Origin of the sequence: Ancylomarina sp., from assembly GCF_041555295.1 — a bacterium.
Taxonomy (GTDB): domain Bacteria; phylum Bacteroidota; class Bacteroidia; order Bacteroidales; family Marinifilaceae; genus Ancylomarina.
The window spans coordinates 22,754-40,098 of the sequence record NZ_JBFFKR010000007.1; the positions used below are offsets into that span (position 1 = coordinate 22,754).

The 17,345-nt window shown below is 34.9% G+C and carries 13 protein-coding genes; 5 read left to right on the forward strand and 8 right to left on the reverse strand.

Annotated elements, in window-relative coordinates; translation table 11 throughout:
* The first annotated feature begins 137 nt into the window (after window positions 1–137).
* The 4 genes from ABY905_RS01465 to ABY905_RS01480 all read left to right on the forward strand — a co-directional run bounded on the left by ABY905_RS01465 (window position 138) and on the right by ABY905_RS01480 (window position 5,482).
* Window positions 138–1,937 (forward strand): HAMP domain-containing protein, encoded by a 1,800-nt coding sequence (locus ABY905_RS01465; protein ID WP_372639686.1) that lies wholly within the window; start codon window positions 138–140, stop codon window positions 1,935–1,937.
* A 6-nt stretch (window positions 1,938–1,943) separates the two neighbouring features.
* Window positions 1,944–2,594 carry a response regulator gene (locus ABY905_RS01470; protein ID WP_372639688.1) on the forward strand — a complete coding sequence of 217 codons (651 nt, stop codon included), beginning with the start codon at window positions 1,944–1,946 and terminating at the stop codon, window positions 2,592–2,594.
* Between the two features lie 104 nt (window positions 2,595–2,698).
* Entirely contained in the window at window positions 2,699–3,976 is a 1,278-nt protein-coding gene (locus ABY905_RS01475; RefSeq protein WP_372639690.1) for a multiheme c-type cytochrome, read from the forward strand.
* A 102-nt stretch (window positions 3,977–4,078) separates the two neighbouring features.
* Window positions 4,079–5,482 carry a 4Fe-4S binding protein gene (locus ABY905_RS01480; RefSeq protein WP_372639692.1) on the forward strand — a complete coding sequence of 468 codons (1,404 nt, stop codon included), beginning with the start codon at window positions 4,079–4,081 and terminating at the stop codon, window positions 5,480–5,482.
* 193 nt (window positions 5,483–5,675) lie between these two features.
* Here the strand turns inward: ABY905_RS01480 and ABY905_RS01485 are convergent, their stop codons facing one another.
* The 6 genes from ABY905_RS01485 to ABY905_RS01510 all read right to left on the reverse strand — a co-directional run bounded on the left by ABY905_RS01485 (window position 5,676) and on the right by ABY905_RS01510 (window position 12,046).
* The gene (locus tag ABY905_RS01485) at window positions 5,676–7,007 is read right to left on the reverse strand and encodes a DUF58 domain-containing protein (protein WP_372639694.1); all 1,332 of its coding nucleotides are present in this window, start codon (window positions 7,005–7,007) and stop codon (window positions 5,676–5,678) included.
* 159 nt (window positions 7,008–7,166) lie between these two features.
* A complete protein-coding gene (locus ABY905_RS01490; protein ID WP_372639696.1) occupies window positions 7,167–8,147 on the reverse strand; it encodes an AAA family ATPase in 981 nt (326 codons plus the stop codon).
* Between the two features lie 18 nt (window positions 8,148–8,165).
* The gene (locus tag ABY905_RS01495) at window positions 8,166–9,365 is read right to left on the reverse strand and encodes a DUF4350 domain-containing protein (protein WP_372639698.1); all 1,200 of its coding nucleotides are present in this window, start codon (window positions 9,363–9,365) and stop codon (window positions 8,166–8,168) included.
* 82 nt (window positions 9,366–9,447) lie between these two features.
* On the reverse strand, window positions 9,448–10,200 hold the full coding sequence (locus ABY905_RS01500) for a DUF4129 domain-containing protein (protein ID WP_372639700.1): 753 nt from the start codon (window positions 10,198–10,200) through the stop codon (window positions 9,448–9,450).
* Complete coding sequence (locus ABY905_RS01505) at window positions 10,193–11,041, reverse strand: hypothetical protein (RefSeq protein ID WP_372639702.1); 849 nt, start codon at window positions 11,039–11,041, stop codon at window positions 10,193–10,195. Before ABY905_RS01505 ends, ABY905_RS01500 begins: the two co-directional genes overlap by 8 nt.
* Window positions 11,042–11,068: 27 nt before the next feature.
* Window positions 11,069–12,046 (reverse strand): stage II sporulation protein M, encoded by a 978-nt coding sequence (locus ABY905_RS01510; protein WP_372639705.1) that lies wholly within the window; start codon window positions 12,044–12,046, stop codon window positions 11,069–11,071.
* 176 nt (window positions 12,047–12,222) lie between these two features.
* Between ABY905_RS01510 and ABY905_RS01515 the strand changes: the two genes are divergently transcribed.
* Window positions 12,223–12,945 carry an RDD family protein gene (locus ABY905_RS01515; RefSeq protein ID WP_372639707.1) on the forward strand — a complete coding sequence of 241 codons (723 nt, stop codon included), beginning with the start codon at window positions 12,223–12,225 and terminating at the stop codon, window positions 12,943–12,945.
* 203 nt (window positions 12,946–13,148) lie between these two features.
* On the opposite strand, the gene ABY905_RS01520 is transcribed toward ABY905_RS01515, so the two are convergent.
* Window positions 13,149–14,372, reverse strand: a complete 1,224-nt coding sequence (locus ABY905_RS01520) for a class 1 isoprenoid biosynthesis enzyme (protein ID WP_372639709.1) — start codon at window positions 14,370–14,372, stop codon at window positions 13,149–13,151.
* Between the two features lie 176 nt (window positions 14,373–14,548).
* Window positions 14,549–17,345, reverse strand: a 2,797-nt coding sequence (locus ABY905_RS01525) for a PAS domain S-box protein (RefSeq protein WP_372639711.1), incomplete at its 5' end; no start/stop codon positions are given.

Below are 17,345 nucleotides of genomic sequence, written 5' to 3' on the forward strand. Positions count from 1 at the left end.
CTATAAATCAGCTAAAAGTCCAAATGATTATTATCTTAGGAGGGAATAATCAATTTATTCGCTTCAGAATAAAATCTAATCCATAATGAAAACCAGTCCCCAGTTTACGGTTTTCTATTAATTAACAAACGTCATTGATGGAACAAGCAAAGCACAAAATTGGTAGCCGTCTCTCCCAAAAGTTCACTCTCCTTATTCTGTCTATTATTCTGATTGGAATAGCTGGCTTAATAAGTATTAGAGTACTAAATACGACCTCTGAAAAAATTGTTTTTGAATATATTGAACTTGATGCTGTTCATGATCTTCGTGATTCTTTCAATAAAACCATTACACCGGCCTACAACTATCTGTTGTTTCACAAAGAATCCGATTTGAAAGACTTTCATGCCAAGTTGGATTCTGCAAGAAAAACCTTAAATTATTGCAATAAACTATTGTCAAGCTCTCACAACAAAGCCTTATTTTCAGGATTTGATGTCTATCTTGATCGTTTTGAACACATCATCACCAAATCTCATATCATTGGTGTCAACACATCAAACCACCAGGAATTAGTAGAACAAATTAATTTGATGCTAGTACAGGTAGACAAAGAAATTGAATCCTTATTAAAAGAAACCAAGCATGAAATTGATGAGTATATTAAAATAAATGCCACAGCTGCAATTCATTGTTCCATAACTATTATCACTCTTTTACTTCTCATTACCGTTTTAGGGTATATGTCTGTATCAAAATTTATCAAACGAATCACACGTCCGTTAAAGGAACTTGTGCAGAGTACCAAGAGAATATCCGGAGGCGACCTATCTGTTAGAACCTATATGAAAACAAATGATGAGCTTGAAATTCTTGGGGATTCGTTTAATTTGATGGTGGGTGATTTAAAAAGAACCACTGTCTCCAAAAATTATCTTAATAATATTCTGAAAAGTATGTCAGAATCTATTCTTGTAACTGATACAAACGGCCTTATAAACTTAAGCAATACTGCAAGCCAAAACTTATTACATTATACTAAAGACGAACTAATTGGAACACACATTAACCAGATTTTAATTGGGAAAGAGAATAAGCTTATTGATTTTAGCGTTGCCACCCTTTGTGAAAAAGAGTGCGATTGCAATAAAGAGAGGATATACTTGGACAAAAACAAGGATGAAATCCCTGTGCTTTTTTCTTGCTCAACATTAAAGAATAAAGCTGGTGAATTGGTCGGAGTGGTGTATGTTGCCCGAGATATTCGACAGCAAAAGGAGATGTCTAACCAAATTGAACGAATCCGAAAAAAACATCTAATTGATATTAATGAAGCCCAGGAAAAAGAACGATTACGCATTGCGCGTGATATACATGATGGTTTGGGAGTAATTCTTACAGGAATATCCTATTATCTCGATAATAACTTTCCGCCTGACTTAAAGAAAAATTGCGAATTGGATCAACATATTAATACGATTCAAGACAAAATTGATGAGGCTATAAATGAGTCGAAAAGTATTGCACATGATTTAGTGCCAATTCTGTTAAAAGATTTTGGACTAGCGGTTGCAATCGAAAATCTAACTGATGAATTAAATAAGCAATATACTGGCCTTTTTAAATTCACAAAATTTAATATAAATACCAGGCTTGATGAGAAAATAGAAAATGTACTCTATAGAATCGTACAGGAAACCACAAATAATATATTAAAGCATGCACATGCAAATGAAACGAACATCCAGTTGATTATGAATGAGGGTTTTGTTTCACTAATAATTGTTGATGATGGTGTCGGTTTTGATTATGAGGCCAAAATAAAGGAGACTGCTAACCGTGGCATTGGATTGATAAGTATGAGGGAACGAATTGCCGCTTTTGATGGCTTATTTTCTCTGAGTTCAGAAACAGGAAATGGAACTGAAGTATTAATTGAAATCCCCTTAAATTAATTTACTATGCAGACCATTTTATTGGTTGATGATCATGAGATTATTATTGATGGTATTAAGGCCATGCTAGCTAAAGAAAAGAACATTAAGATAGTGGGTGAAGCAAATAATGGGGTAGAAGCCATTGCGAAAGTGCAGAGCCTTAAGCCTGACATCGTCTTAATGGATATTTCCATGCCAGAACTTAATGGAATAGAAGCAACCAAGTCAATAAAAAAAGAATATCAGGATACGAAAATTTTAATGCTCACTCAACATGAGTCGAAGGAATATGTTCTACAAGTAATGAAAGCTGGAGCTGATGGCTATTTATTGAAGAATTCGAAGAAAGAAGAACTTCTAAATGCCATTAATACTGTAACGCTGGGAAAAAAACATCTTTGCAATAGAATCTCAGCTCTCATGCTTGATGAAATACTTGATGATTCAGTGAAAGACAATGGTAATGAAAAGCCAGAACAGAATTTGACTAAGAGAGAAATTGAAATCATTAAACTACTCGCCAATGACCTTTCGAATCATCAGGTTTCGGATGAATTAAGTATAAGTCTTAGAACTGTTGAAACACATAGAAGAAATTTAATGCAAAAGCTGAATCTTAAATCAGCAGTTGCATTGGTACGCTTTGCAATCAAGCATAATATGATTGATTTGTAGAAAACTACGTAGTTTATGGTATCCAAATTACGTAAAACTTGCGATTGTACACAAATAACAGAAGCACTAAGTTTATATCATCAAAAAACCTAAACCTTTCTGTTATGAAATCAAGAAATTATTTATCCTATATGGTCGCCTGTCTGTTTGTCTTTGGACTTGGCTTTTCAAGTTGTAGCAACGACGATGATGATATTGATGTTAATCCTATTCCAGATCCTAGTGAAATGTCTTATGTTGGATCTGAATCATGTAAAACATGTCACTCTGACCATTTTGAAGACTGGAAAGATTCCGGACACCCTTATAAATTTTCTCTTACTCCTGGTAGCCTAGGTCCGGTTTATCCTGATGTAGCTGATAATTTTGAGTCTGCCTGGTTAACTAATTTAACTGATGGTAATGTAACTTGGGATAATATTGCTGGTGTAGTTGGTGGGTATGGCTGGAAAGTTAGATTCGTTGGTGTTGACGGAGAAATTATTGGAACTAAAGACAGTCAGTTTAACCCAGGTATGGGGCACAATCAATTTAACTTTAATGGTGGCGAAGACCATGGCTGGTCTAATTATCATCCTGGAGATAAAAAAACATATAACTACAGTTGTTTTAAGTGCCACACAACTGGTGGAACACAAGAGGGAACATGGCTTGCTGGTGTTGAAGGTTTAGGAACTTTTACTGAAAGCGGCATTGGTTGTGAGTCATGTCACGGACCAGGTAGCGTACATATCGAAGGACCAACAAAATTAAATATTGATAAAGTATATGAAATGGCTCATCTTGATAACTCAATGGGTGGATTAGAAGTTGACGGTATTATTCAAAAGCCTGACGCTGCTGGAAATGATGTTAACTTCCTATGTGGTACATGTCATAACAGAGATTACAAGAGTCCTATTAATGCAAGTGGTGGATTTATTAAGCACCATGAGCAGTGGGATGAGCTTACAACAACGAAGCATATCGATGGTGGAATGAGTTGTACGACTTGTCACGACCCTCATAAACGTGTTATTTGGGATGGTGATGGTATTAAGAAAACGTGTACATCTTGTCATAGCACTCAAACAGAAACTACTAATCATAGTGCTTTAGCTAACTGTATTGACTGTCATATGCCACTTGCTGCTAAATCTGGTGCAAAAACAGGTGATAGTGGATATGAAGGTGATGTTCGTTCACACTTAATGAAAATTACAGTTAAGGATGAGTCTATGTTTACTGAAGATGGTAAATGGGTTCGTGATGATGAAACAAGACCTGCTTCACTAGCTCTTGAGTATGCTTGTCTTGGATGTCATAATAGAAAGTTACCTGATAATATTCCTAACATAACTTTAGAGAAAGCTTTAAGTGCAGCAAAAGATATGCATAAGTAAACAAAACTTGAAATAGTCAATTACTATATTGATATATTTGCATAATGAAAGATAAAAAAGAGGGAGCTATCCCTCTTTTTTTTATAACAAAGAACACTCCTTATGAAGATTCTGAATCGACTAATCTCTCTTAAATATTTTAGCTTACTTATTAAGACTTTGGTTCTTTTTGTTCTGTTTTCATTGATATATATAGGTTTTTCTGCTCACGCGACTGAAGCTGGTTTTTTAAAGCAACTCAGAAATTTCAATTTGGCTAACCTGATTGTATGGTCGTATTGGTGGCCATTTTTGGTAGTCTCTTCTATCTTTTTCGGTAGAATTTGGTGTATGATCTGTCCTATAGAAATGATAACTTCATTTGCATCACTAATCGGATTAAAAAAAGAAAGACCAGCATGGTTAAAGTCGGGCTGGATGATCACTATATTTTACATTCTAATTCTGTTTGTAGGAATCAATGGCTTTGCGATTCACCGTAGTCCCATGTATATGGCTATTTATCTTTCGGTAATTGTAGGGCTTTCTATTTTGATCGGCTTAATTTATAAGAAGAATACTTTCTGTAAATATGTTTGCCCCATAGGGATTCTTTTAGGCTTGTATTCTCGTTTTTCATTTTTGGGATGGCGAGTAAAAGCTAACGATAGCTGTGCATCCTGTAAAGATAAATCCTGTGTTAGTAAAATAGATTTGTATAGAGTTAATGAGAAGAGTTGTGGTGTTGATTTGTTTCCGAAAAACATTGCTGATAACTCGGAATGTATTTTGTGTGGAGGCTGCCGTAAAGTTTGTGATAAAAACAATTCTGAGAATTTTTCGACGCGTCCAAATCCAGGCTTTGTAAAACTAAAGCTTAAGGGAAGTTTGTTTTCGAAATTAGAATTGACAGCGGCCGAACTGGCTTTTACCATGATTATTTCTGGTTTTGTGATTTACGAAATATTAAGTGAGTGGTCGGTAACTAAGTCTATTTTAATGTTTACTCCAAAAGCTTTAAACAACAGCTTAGCTATTTCAAATCATTTTGTCGCTGGCTTTTTAAAGTCTGTCGTATTGTTTGTTGTTTTCCCTTTTATCATTTGGACTATTCCTTACCTTATCAGTAAAATATTCAAAGAGAAAATCTCATTTCTTCAGTATTTAAAATCATTTGCTGCCGGATTTATCCCTATTATGGCTGCTGCTCATTTGTGTAAGGCTGTGTTGAAAATGACATCTCGAATTCCATATTTTGAACATGTGTTTTCGAATATAGACGGCCTACAAAACACGCAACTATTTCTTAAGGGACAAATTAGCATGTTTACATTGGGGCAACAGCCTCAATTAATGATATCGGTTCTTTTAATCTTATTAATTGGTTTAGGCATATTTGTGAGTAGTATTACGATTAAGAAACTCAATAGCACTTTAAATATTGAAAACAAAGCTATCATGTATCTGATTCCTATTGTTTACGGCTTGATATTTTTAGCAACCATTCTTCAATGGAGATTTCAATAAAAGGATATTATGAATATAACTAACTGGTGTTTTTGTATCTATTGGAAATAAATTAAAGAGGCTTAGGAACTTTCCTTTTTTTCAGACTCTTAATGCTAGTTAACACATCTAAACTAAATAATTTGATCATATAAAATATGAAAAGCTGTTCCTAAATGAACAGCTTTCTTTGTTTTTTATATTTCACCATTTATTAAATAAGACCTCTGGCTTTCAATTCCAGATATTTGTTGAGGGTATTGATTGTGACATTTTGTGGATCGCTCATTAGCGAATGAATACCATATCTTTCCAGTTCTTTTACAATTTGTTTTTTGTCGTAAATGAATTTTTCACCAATGGTTTTGATATAAATTTCTTCCTGTGTCTTAGCTGGTTTTTTGATCATTTCTTTAATCTCGGAATTAGAGAAGAAAACTACGACAAGCAGATGATGACGTGATAAAGCTGTGAGATATGGAAGTTGTCGTTTCATCGACTCTAAACTTTCAAAATTGGTGAACAGAATTAAAAGACTGCGTTGCGGTATACGATGACGAATGGTAGCATGTAACAATTCGAAATTGGGTTCCGAATAGGACGTTTTCTGATTGTAGAGAACCTCCATAATTTTTAGAATATGGGTGCGCTGGCTGTTTGCTGGCACAATAGCTTCAATCTCCTTGTTAAAGGTTATCAATCCTGTTTTGTCCTGTTTTAAACTGGCTGTGTTTGAGATAACCAAACTGGCATTAATAGCGTAATCTAATAGAGATAAACCATTAAAAGGCATTTTCATCGATCGGCCCATGTCTATAATTGAGTACACGGGTTGTGATTTCTCATCCTGATACTGATTCACCATTAACTGGCTTTTTCGAGCTGTAGCTTTCCAGTTGATGGTTCGGTAGTCATCACCTCTGACGTATTCACGTATCTGATCGAATTCCATTTGATGCCCAATTCGGCGGACCTTTTTTACTCCTAGTTCACTTAATCTATTCGAAATAGCTAAAAGTTCATACTGTCGCATTTGCATAAAGGATGGGTAAACAGGTAGAATACTCTTTTCTCCTTCTTGATATCTGCGTTGTATTAACCCCAATGGTGTTGCAGCAAACAAATTGATATGTCCAAATTGATATTCGCCTCTTTCTACTGGTCGAAGATTATAGCTAATGGTTTTTCTATGTCCTGCTCTCAAGCTGATAATTGATTCAAAATCCCTCATTTGAAACTGTAGTGGTACTTCATCTATCACCTTTATATTTACAGTAAAGGGGTAGTTGTTCTCAATATTTATATCAATTGGGTTTTCATCTCCATTTGATAGTTTTTCAGGGCAAATTCTCTTCCCATATAGTCCTTTTTTGCTACGATATAGCATTAAACTATCCACAACAACTAATGCTAAAAACAAGAGAAAAATGATTTTGGCAAATGGGAAAAGTAGTGGGATAAAATGCCCAAGGAGAGCTAGAACGACAATGCCGATCATACTCATATAGAACCGTTCGGTTAAATATAGCGATTTGATGAAATTCATCTGCTTTTTTTATTTGCTATAATGAATAGAGGTGAAACTCTTTTCAATTTGAATTAATTGGCTTTAAAACTATATTTCCCATCATGTAAAGGGGTGTAAAAGTTGATAAACCCATGATAGTGAATTAGACCATGGGCTAATCTAAAGTGGTCTTTAGTATTAACGAGGAACTTCAATACCTTCAATAATTTGAGACATGACTTGAGCAGAACTGACACCTTCCATTTCTTTCTCAGGAGTTAGAATTAAGCGGTGATGCAGACATGGTATGGCCATTTCAAGTATATCTTCAGGCGTTACAAAATCGCGTCCCTGTATGGCTGCAAATGCTTTTGAAGCAATCATTACAGCAAGAGAAGCACGAGGTGATGCACCTAAAAGCAGAGCTGGGTGATTCCTTGTTTTGTGAACAATTGTTGCGATGTATTTACGAAGGTTCTCATCAATATGCAAAGCCTGTATGCGATCTCTAAAATTGCATATCTCCTCTACACTTATTAGAGAACTGACTTCTTCCATATCACATTTCCCTCTTCTGTCGTGTTTGGTGTTGAGAATCTCCAACTCTTCATCAAGGCTTGGGTAGCCCACTTCGATTTTCATCAGAAATCGATCAAGTTGAGCTTCAGGAAGACGATAAGTTCCTTCCTGATCGATAGGGTTTTGAGTTGCTAGAACCCAGAATGGATCATCCAATATATAGGTTGTTCCATCCATGCTAACCTGATTCTCCTGCATAACTTCGAATAAAGCTGCCTGTGTTTTAGCAGGGGCACGGTTGATCTCATCAATTAGGACAATATTTGAGAAAATAGGACCTTTATTGAATTCAAATTCCGATTTGGCCATATTGAATACCGTGGTTCCTAAAACATCGGAAGGCATTAGGTCGGGGGTGAATTGAAGACGTGAGAAATCGGCAGAAACACATTTCGCCATTAATTTTGCACTAAGTGTTTTTGCCACTCCAGGTACACCTTCAATCAGGACATGCCCTTTGGAAAGAAGACAGACCATTAAAAGGTCCAGCATTTTTTCCTGGCCTATGATTACTTTTCCAATCTCCTTTTTTATCTGATTTACTTTTTGGTTTAGATCCTCAAGGTCGATTCTATTTTGAAATAGTGTTTTACTTTCCATTTGTTATGTGGTTTAATCTTATTGACAATTTTCGTAAATGTATTCTATTTTGGCGTGGAAATTTTCGAGATCCTCGTCGTTAATTTGTTCTTTTTTAAATAGCAATTCTGCTTGCTCAAACAGTAAAATCAATGTTCGTTCTGATATGCCTGAGCGCAAACTGAGTTGATGCAGGTATTTGTCTTTCTCACCATGCAGTTCGATATGATATTTGCTTCGTAGATAATCCTTTAAGTGCAGAAACTTTTTTTGTGCAATATCCTTATGATTTTTTCTATTATAATAGAGACGCCCCACGGTATGAATAAAATCCAGACTACTGTTTCGAAGTGGCTTGATTATGGGAATACTTCGTTGTTGACGTTTGCCATTAAAGTACATAAAAAGAATCAAGCTAATAATAAGTAAATAGTAGGCCAGTTTTATGGGAGGGCTACTAAGGATATAGGATAGAGGAGATTGGTTAGCATGTTCTAACAGAGGCTTGTAATATTCATCCCAAATTGTTGTTTGTTGGGGTAGATAGCTAAAAGCTTTATAAACCAATTCTGCATTTTTATTTAAGAGTAAATTATAGTTCGTAAAGGCTAGAGGTTGAGTGTGGTAAAATATATTCCCTTTTCCAAAAGGAATTTTAATAAACTGAATGTTGTTTTCATTGTCTCGTCCTAAAACGACAACTTTTTCTTTTTGAAAGCCTACAATTCGGCTTCGCCCATGTCCTTTTTTATATAAATAAGCTTGTTTGTTATTGAGTTCTGAGCGCTCAAAATATTGTTGTTGCTCCTTAAGCTTTGCAATATTTTTCCAATTTAAGTTATCCTCAATCTTCAGGTTTAGAGTATCAGCAAGGTAATCTCCAATAAAGTCGGCAGCTATAAAAATCTGATTACCTATTTCGGCCATGTGAAGTAGTCTTTTACCATCCCAAGGGGCTAGAGTCAGATTTCTTGTAATATAGATGTAGTTTTTACCCGCATTAAGACTATCCTCTGCAGAATAATTATAGATGGGTACAGATCGAGTTCCAATTTCTTGATGGGGAAATAAATCCTTTTCTATGAGTTCAACTAGAATTTTGTCTCCAAAAGGCCTTTGGTCGTCTTTGTTAAAATTAGGTGTCCAATCTATGGGTTTAGGGCCAAATAGCTCCAGTAATACGACAAGAATAAGCAGTATCAATGCAGGAATCATATTTCTGGAGAAGTGAAGCTTCATATCTTTTTGGTTTGGTGATCGTTTTTTTTGCAATTTAACTAGCTCGTTTCCTTTTTTATACGCGAAAGTGAAATTTCTAATTTTAAGCCGAAGCAACTGGTTTATCCTTGTTTTGCATGACTTTTTTCATATCAGTAAAATCATTTTGAATTTGTATAAAATCACCTTCTAAAATGGGGAAGTTACCATACCAAACAGCTTCGTAAAGACGAGTTAGATCTTTGAAATGTTTATTAAGATCTTGGTCTTTTATTTCATATTGGTAATCGCGGTTGGTTTTTTCCAGTTTCCAATGGATCCAGCCTGAATCGCTAAGTAGTTTCAGTATTTGCAAAAAATGAAATCGAGTAGCTAGTCGATATGCTTTATTCCCTATGGCTTCTAAAATCATTTTTTCCCAATTGGTTTGAGTTGGATCTTCGCTTAAACTATAAGACATTGGTAATACAGCTTTTTTTGGACGAAACAATCCCGTTAGGGAACCTCTCATAAGCACAACGATGAAGAAAACAAATAAACTTCCAATCAGAATATAACGCAGAAACCATAGAAAACTAAGCGTTTTAGCAAAGCTTGAAAGGAGTTGAGAAAACCACCTTTTAAATCGTTGCCAAGGTGTTTCTTGTTCTATAGGATCCAAATCATAGATATATTCCGGCATCTGACGATATTCTTCAATAAGCCCATGACCAATTTCCTTCTTCCAGATTGGTTCTTGTCCATGATCGAAACTCAGAGTATCAGCAGTTTGATTTTGCTGGGCAAAAGTAATTCCAGTTCCTGCAGTTAAGAGGAACCAGAATACTAATAATATGTATCGAAAGTTGTTATTCATTTCCACCTATGGTTTCAAGCTCTTTTAGAAGATTGGCACTCTCTTTTTCTTCCACTAGGTTAAAGTATTGGAATGCTATGCCCATTATAGGGAGTGTTTGAAGCATTACTGTTCCGAGTGATGCTATTGTATATAGCAATATCATCAAAGGCTGGTTAAGTTCCATGCCTCCGTTTTGTGTCATATGTAGAGTAGAAATTGTTTGGTAAATTCCTACAGGAATTCCAAAAACCATTCCTAGTACACCAGTTATCAAACCAACGATAAACAGAATAAGAAATGTACTCCACCAATTGTTCTTGATTAGTTTAAAACTACGACCTAAAGCATCGCCTAAGGATATGTTTTCGAAAATACGCATAGATAATACCAAACTAAAGCATACAGCAAGGAAAATGCCAGGTATTATGAAAAACATAAAGCCTACCACTATTAGCAAACCGACAATAAAACTGGTCCATAAAATTTTACGGATATCCTTCATTAATTCTGTTCCCACGCGTGCTAAATCGAATTGAGGTCCTTCTTCTTGGTATAACTTCATATATTCCAAAATCACGCCATAAACCATGGAATATGATAAGAACATAAAGAAGTAACTTAATAACATAGCAGAGTTGAAATTTGCGAATGGATCAAGAGCATTCCCATTTCCTATCGAAGAAAGAAGTTTATAGCTGCCTATAGAAGAGCTAATGCCATATAATAAAGCGAAAGGTGCAACATAGATGATTAAAATTTTAAAAATACGTCCAAGATTTTGCTTTAGAAACATGAAGATAGCACTTATGACATCACCAAATTCACGTTTCTCATGCAGATTAAGATAGTTTTCGTTCATAAATCAAGTTTTAATAGATTGTTAAAATTAGTTTTCAGTGGTTAGCAGGTTTTTGTCTGCTTTTATTAATTGGTAGGGGTATATAATAAAATACCAAATTATAAATGTAAATGAGAGTAGAATGATGATCCAACTTATAGTGATTGGCATTTCGGTATGTCGAGTAACAAAGCCTTCAAGAAAGCCAGCCACTATAAATAGAGGGACTGTTCCAACGACTATTTTTAATCCTTTTTTTACGCCGATATTAAGTGATGTTTTTCGAGGAAGGGTTTTGGTGAAAATTAAACTGTTGCCCATCACCATACCTGCACAACCTGCTAAAATGATTGCTGAAATTTCGAGAGCACCATGTATCCATATAACACGAGTTGATTCCCAAAATAGATCGTGTTGAACGAAAAAATATTGAAAACTGCCTAACATCACCCCATTTTTAAAGAGCATAAAACCGGTTCCAAATGCTGTAAATATGCCAAAGAGAAATGCGATAAAGGCGACTTTTACATTATTAATTGTAATTTGAAGAAACATCATTGTTTCTCCACTTTGTTTGTAAACCGCTAAAGGATCTCCTTTCTTAATGTTGTCGAGTGTCATGTTGACGTAATTATCTCCCATAATGATGCGAACAAAATTCAAATCATTTTTAGCAGAAATAACACCTATAAGCATAGATACAACAAAGATTAAGAAAGCGTAAAGCAACTGTTTCCTGGCATCGTACATGATTAAAGGCAATTCTCTTGTCCAGAACGTTTTGAGACGCCCGGTTTTCATTTTCTTATTTTTGTATATCTGTTGATGAACTCTAGCTGAAAGCTGATTCAGATAAATAGTTGTGTCTGAATTAGGATAGTAGGTTTGGGCATATGATAGGTCATCGGTAAGTTGAATGTACAGGTCAGCTATATGATCACTCTCCATTTTTTTTGGATTGCTTAACATGTCTTCAAACGTTTTCCATCGATTAGCATTGCTATCTAAAAACACGACTTCCTTCATACTTTCTTAATTTGTATTAGCATTCCCATTGTCAAAAAAAAAAGATATTTATTTATGTGTTATTATAAGGTCTTGAAATCAAGAGTTTTATTCTTTTATTTTATGATCTGGAAGAATATTTACTTTGATTTTTCTTTATGATAACTATCTTAGCAAAAGTAAAAAATATTATTAGAATGGAAAACATAAGAGTAGAAACTTCTCAAAACGTACAGATAAGTTATAAGGTTGCCAGCGTAGGAGAAAGAATTGCAGCATCCTTACTAGATGGATTATTTTTGGGTGTTTTATATATAATATTGGCATTTATTGTTGGTTCTGCTGGAGGCCCCTCACCAATTTTATTTGTATTTCTCATTATTCCCATGTTTTATTCCTTGCTATTTGAAACCTTTATGGATGGACAAAGTCCAGGGAAAAGAATTATGAAAATTAAGGTAAGCCGAATTGATGGTGGTGCTCCTAGATTTAGTCATTATTTTGTTCGATGGCTATTTCGTTTGGTTGATATGTTACTAACCTCTTATATCTGTGCTATACTTACAGTTGTAATAGGTGGAAAAGGACAACGCTTGGGTGATTTGCTTGCTGAAACATGTGTTATTCGTATTGGAAAGAAAATTCAATTGGAGAATACGATACTCCAGGAAATACCGGAAGATTATGAGTTGAGATTTCCAGAAGCTAGTCGGTTAACGGAAAAGGATTTGCGTTTAATAAGAAAAGTTATAACACAGCTGGAAAGCCTTGATGACCCAATAGAGAAAGTTCAATTTGGTTTACGTGCGCGTAAAAGGGTGATGGAACAGTTAGAGATTGTAACTCATATGAAACCAGACTTGTTTTTTGTATGCTTACTAAGAGACTATAACTACTTATATCGCACTAAAAAGCTGTAATATATAATAAATGATAATGAGGAATTGTAATTATAGATAAAGCTGTACTGAAAAGTGTAGCTTTTATTATTTGCTCTGTCTCAGTTTATGGAATAACAACTTTTTTATGAAGAGTTTAAGTATCCTTGTCGTTGTGTTTTTTTATTGCTGAGAATAATGGTCTACCTATGAATGCGGTTCATAAATCGTACTATTGGGTGAAGTTAAAATACAAATTCCTTGGCTTTATACGCGTCTACTTTTTCTAATAATACTAGGCGTAAAGGTTCTAGTTCCATTTTTTTCTTATGAAGAAATGAAAAGCGGAATGGGGCGTGTTTCTCAATGTTTTGAACAAAGTCTTCACTAAAATCGGCTTGATTCTGATAGACAGAAGCCAAAAGGAGGAACCCAAAACTTCGCTGGATGAGGCCTTTAAAAGAAAGTTCATTAGGATACCATTTCTCTATATTCTGATAGAATGATTTTCCCATATAATAAGTCTTACAAAGCAAGTGGTCTAACTTCGTTTGTGATAGATTTTCAGAGAAATAGGTCATGATACCTTCTTCGTAATCATCTCGAGCATCTTGTAAATCATCCAGAATTTGAAGGTAAGCACCATATTCGTAGAGAAAATGGTATTGTTTTTCGTTCAGATTCCCCATAACCAAAAAGCCATCAGCAATAACCGAGGTGGCTCCCTTTTCTATACAAATTTGGAAACGTTCATCTTCTGATAATTCTGCTTTGGTACTCACCAGTTTTAAGCTTTGAGTTTGAGCATAATGAATAGCAAGTAGACCTTCAAATAGTTCAGGATGTGTTTTTCGTTCAAACTCACTTTCTATCATCGTAACCAAGTCGAAAATTCGACTTTCTATCTGTGACTTAGCCTCAACAGATTTGCCATCTAATCGAAGCGCAAAGCGATCGCAGAAATCCAGCTTTTCACCCTTACTAATCGTTGGCGTATCAATTAGGTTATCGGTGTAGGGATAGAGTAGGCTATATGCCAAAAGTGAAGGTGTAATTTTGATTTCCTTCCCAAAGAAGGATTGCAAACCAAGCATGACCCACACATTACGTAGGGCTTGGAAAATCTCATTCTGACTCAGTTCTTTGTCAAACTCCCAGGCTTTTCGAATAAAGTCTTTTGTGGCATTAAGCATCTCAGTAGAGAAGATCATCGTCAGTTGCTCATGAGGATAAGCCAAATTTTCTTCAAAAAAGATCTTAGATCGATCCAGGATCTTCGTTTTATTAGGCTTCTCAAACTTAAATTCCTTTTTAATAACTCTTAAAAAGTGGTTGAACTTGATTTCCCAGATTCGCTTTTCGATATATGAGAACTGTCTTTTAGACTCAGGGAAATGATCAGGACAATTCATCCATTGGGCCGTGTATGCATTTTGTATTCTATTGCGCAAGGCTGAATGAAAGGTCATGAAGTTTTTTTTGATTTTGAGATTTGTCTTCTAACAAATAGACTGAAAAATAATGGAAAAGAAAATTAAAATTGTTGAAGGGGAATATATACAAGATAAAATTGGCTATTGTATGGTTTATTCACATCGAGCTTCTTCATTATCTTGATCTAAGCCATACTTGTTATTGTACATCTTTATATGGGGATTGTAAAATTAAATGTGGACCCTTTTCCTACTTCAGATTCCACCCATAGCTCACCTCCCAATAATTCCACAATTTCTTTTGATATAGCTAGTCCCAAACCATTACCTCCATAAAGTCTTGTGTTATGATTCTCTATTTGCCTAAAACGATCAAAAATCACCTTTTGGTGCGTCTTTGAAATCCCAATCCCAGTGTCTTTTATCGAGAACAGCACATGCGTTTTGTGGCACTGGGCACTAAGTGTTATTTCACCTTTTTTTGTAAACTTAATGGCATTCTTAATCAAATTGTCTATAACCTGACGGATTCTTTTATGGTCACTTTTAATTTGACAGTTAACACAAGACGTACTTGAAATTTTAATTTCCAATCCCTTGTCAGCGATTTCAGGTTTGTAAAATTGAAGTATCTCATTAAACAGATCTTTAACTACAAATTCAGTCTGTTTAATACTTAATTGTCCTGCTTCAATCTGAGCAATTTTTACAAGATCATCTATAATCATCATGAGCTGATTCCCAGATTCTAGAATAACATTTCCATATTCACTTTTAATTTCAGCTGGTGTATCCTCACTTATCATCAGATTTGTAAATCCAATTATTCCATTTAGTGGCGTCCTAATTTCATGACTTAAGTTTGCAATAAAAGCTGTTTTTAATAGATCACTTTCCTCGGCTTCTAATTTGGATTTTCTGAGTTCCAGCTCCATCATTTTTCGATTAGTAATATCTTTACCGATCTTGATAAAATTGATAGGAGTACCTTCTTCATTCGTAATAGGAGCAATGCTGGCAACCTCCCAATAAAAGCTGCCATCTTTTTTCCGATTATAAAATTCACCTTCCCATTTTTCTCCAGCTAAAATGGTGTTCCATAAATCGGTATAAATATCTTTCGATAATTTTCCCGATTTTAATACTCGTGGGTTTTTACTGATTAATTCGTCAGCAGTATAACCCGTCAGTTCACCGTTTCTGGGGTTTGAATATTCTATCTTGCCATTGAGATCTGTAATAACAACGGATACCGGACTTTGTTCAACAGCTTTCGATAATTTTAAGACTTCTTTAAAAGCGTTTTTTTTATCGGTGATGTCATGTACAACTGAATGTAAAACGTCTTTCCCTTTCACTTCAATCTTTCCGGTATAAACCTCTATATCTCTAATTTCTCCAGATGCAAGGCGATATTTTAATTCATAATAATTTTTCTCATTATCAAGTGCTAGTTTGAGCTGTCTTTTTAATTCTTCTTCGCCTGACTGACTGATCTGCCCTAGATCCATGTCTAAAAACTCCTCCTTTGAATAGCCGGTATAGGCCAGAACGGCTTTATTTGCGTCAAGAATCGTTCCGGTTTCAGGATCAATCAACACCATTGATGAACTGCTGTTTTCAAATATGGCTTTGTGTCTCTTTTCACTTGCTTCTAACTCTTGTTTGGCTTGAACACTTTCAGTAATATCGTAACAGGTAAAGGCAATGAGTCCTTTGTCGATAGGGAAAATATTAGATGAATAATATTTTGATGAGTATGGATAATATTTTTCGAATCGTTTCCCTTTGTTATAGGTCAAAACATCTTTAAAATGTTCTAAAAATTCATCATGTGTATCAGGAAAACATTCAGAATGTCTTTTACCAATAATATCTTCACTCCTGGCATCTATTATGATTTCGTTTATAGGATTCATATCAACATATCTTAAATCTTCTAATTCGCCTAAGACATTACATATAGGTTCGAAAATAACAGTACCTGCTTCTATCGAATTGTAAAAAGATTTGTAGCGCAATTCACTTTCTTCAATTTTCTCTCTTAATTGTACCTGATCTGAAATATCAAAATAGTTGACACAAAAAGAACCATTGCCCATTGGAAATGCATTTACGGAAAAATGACTATCAAAGTTTTTGTTGTAACGCTCAATGTTTATTGTTTCCCCTTCATTGATCACTGGTTCAAAAGTTTCAAGCCAGGCTTGTTCCGTTTTGGGAAAAAATGACATAAGATTTTTACCAATCAGAATATCTTTATCCATCCCAAGTAGTTTCTCATTCATCGGGTTCATATCAAGATAAGTGGCATCAACTAGTTTTCCATCAGGACTACAAATCGGAGAAAACAAAACTACAGCTGAATTCAGTTTAGAAAAAAGAGTGGTGTATTTAATTTCACTTTCTTGAAGTTTCCTATTTAATTTCTCAGTGTTGTTGTTGAGATCTGTCAGTAAGTCTTGTTCTTTTTTTAATTCGCGACTAACCTTCTTATACGACTCTTTTGTTTGCTCATGGATTCGCATCTGTTCCAGAGCATTCTCTTCCAATTGCTTGCTTTTACTTTCAAAGGTCTGGAAACTTGCAATGTCCAGTTCAATAATATTCTTTACCTGCAAAAGGAGTTCTTCTATATCTTTCGAAAAGGTATTTTCTTTGTTGTCTAAAATACAAATTGTCCCAAATGGTTCTTTGTTAGGAAGGTATATAGGAAAGCCCAAATAGGCAATCATGCCGAGTTTTACATCCGGATTATTATTCCAGCTTTCATCATTTAATGCATTAGCCACTAAAAGTCTTTGTCCTGCTTTAACAACTTCCTCGCAATAAAGGCCGTATAATTTTTCACGATCACCTACTTTAAAAGGATTCTCTTTCACTTCACTTGTGGCAAAAACCTCTATGCTTTCGCCATCTAATACCGAGATAAGCGTTGCAGGTAGGTTAAATGTATTACACAGTAAATCAATTAATTTTTGCCATTTGGATACAGTTGTATCAGGAAAA

Excerpts from the sequence above, each read along its gene's own strand:
- ABY905_RS01515 (WP_372639707.1), top strand. The coding sequence starts at position 12,223 with ATGGAAAACATAAGAGTAGAAACTTCTCAAAACGTACAGATAAGTTAT.
- ABY905_RS01505 (WP_372639702.1), bottom strand. The coding sequence starts at position 11,041 with ATGAACGAAAACTATCTTAATCTGCATGAGAAACGTGAATTTGGTGAT.
- ABY905_RS01495 (WP_372639698.1), bottom strand. The coding sequence starts at position 9,365 with ATGAAGCTTCACTTCTCCAGAAATATGATTCCTGCATTGATACTGCTT.
- ABY905_RS01475 (WP_372639690.1), top strand. The coding sequence starts at position 2,699 with ATGAAATCAAGAAATTATTTATCCTATATGGTCGCCTGTCTGTTTGTC.
- ABY905_RS01480 (WP_372639692.1), top strand. The coding sequence starts at position 4,079 with ATGAAGATTCTGAATCGACTAATCTCTCTTAAATATTTTAGCTTACTT.
- ABY905_RS01465 (WP_372639686.1), top strand. The coding sequence starts at position 138 with ATGGAACAAGCAAAGCACAAAATTGGTAGCCGTCTCTCCCAAAAGTTC.
- ABY905_RS01485 (WP_372639694.1), bottom strand. The coding sequence starts at position 7,007 with ATGAATTTCATCAAATCGCTATATTTAACCGAACGGTTCTATATGAGT.
- ABY905_RS01500 (WP_372639700.1), bottom strand. The coding sequence starts at position 10,200 with ATGAATAACAACTTTCGATACATATTATTAGTATTCTGGTTCCTCTTA.
- ABY905_RS01520 (WP_372639709.1), bottom strand. The coding sequence starts at position 14,372 with ATGACCTTTCATTCAGCCTTGCGCAATAGAATACAAAATGCATACACG.
- ABY905_RS01470 (WP_372639688.1), top strand. The coding sequence starts at position 1,944 with ATGCAGACCATTTTATTGGTTGATGATCATGAGATTATTATTGATGGT.
- ABY905_RS01490 (WP_372639696.1), bottom strand. The coding sequence starts at position 8,147 with ATGGAAAGTAAAACACTATTTCAAAATAGAATCGACCTTGAGGATCTA.
- ABY905_RS01510 (WP_372639705.1), bottom strand. The coding sequence starts at position 12,046 with ATGAAGGAAGTCGTGTTTTTAGATAGCAATGCTAATCGATGGAAAACG.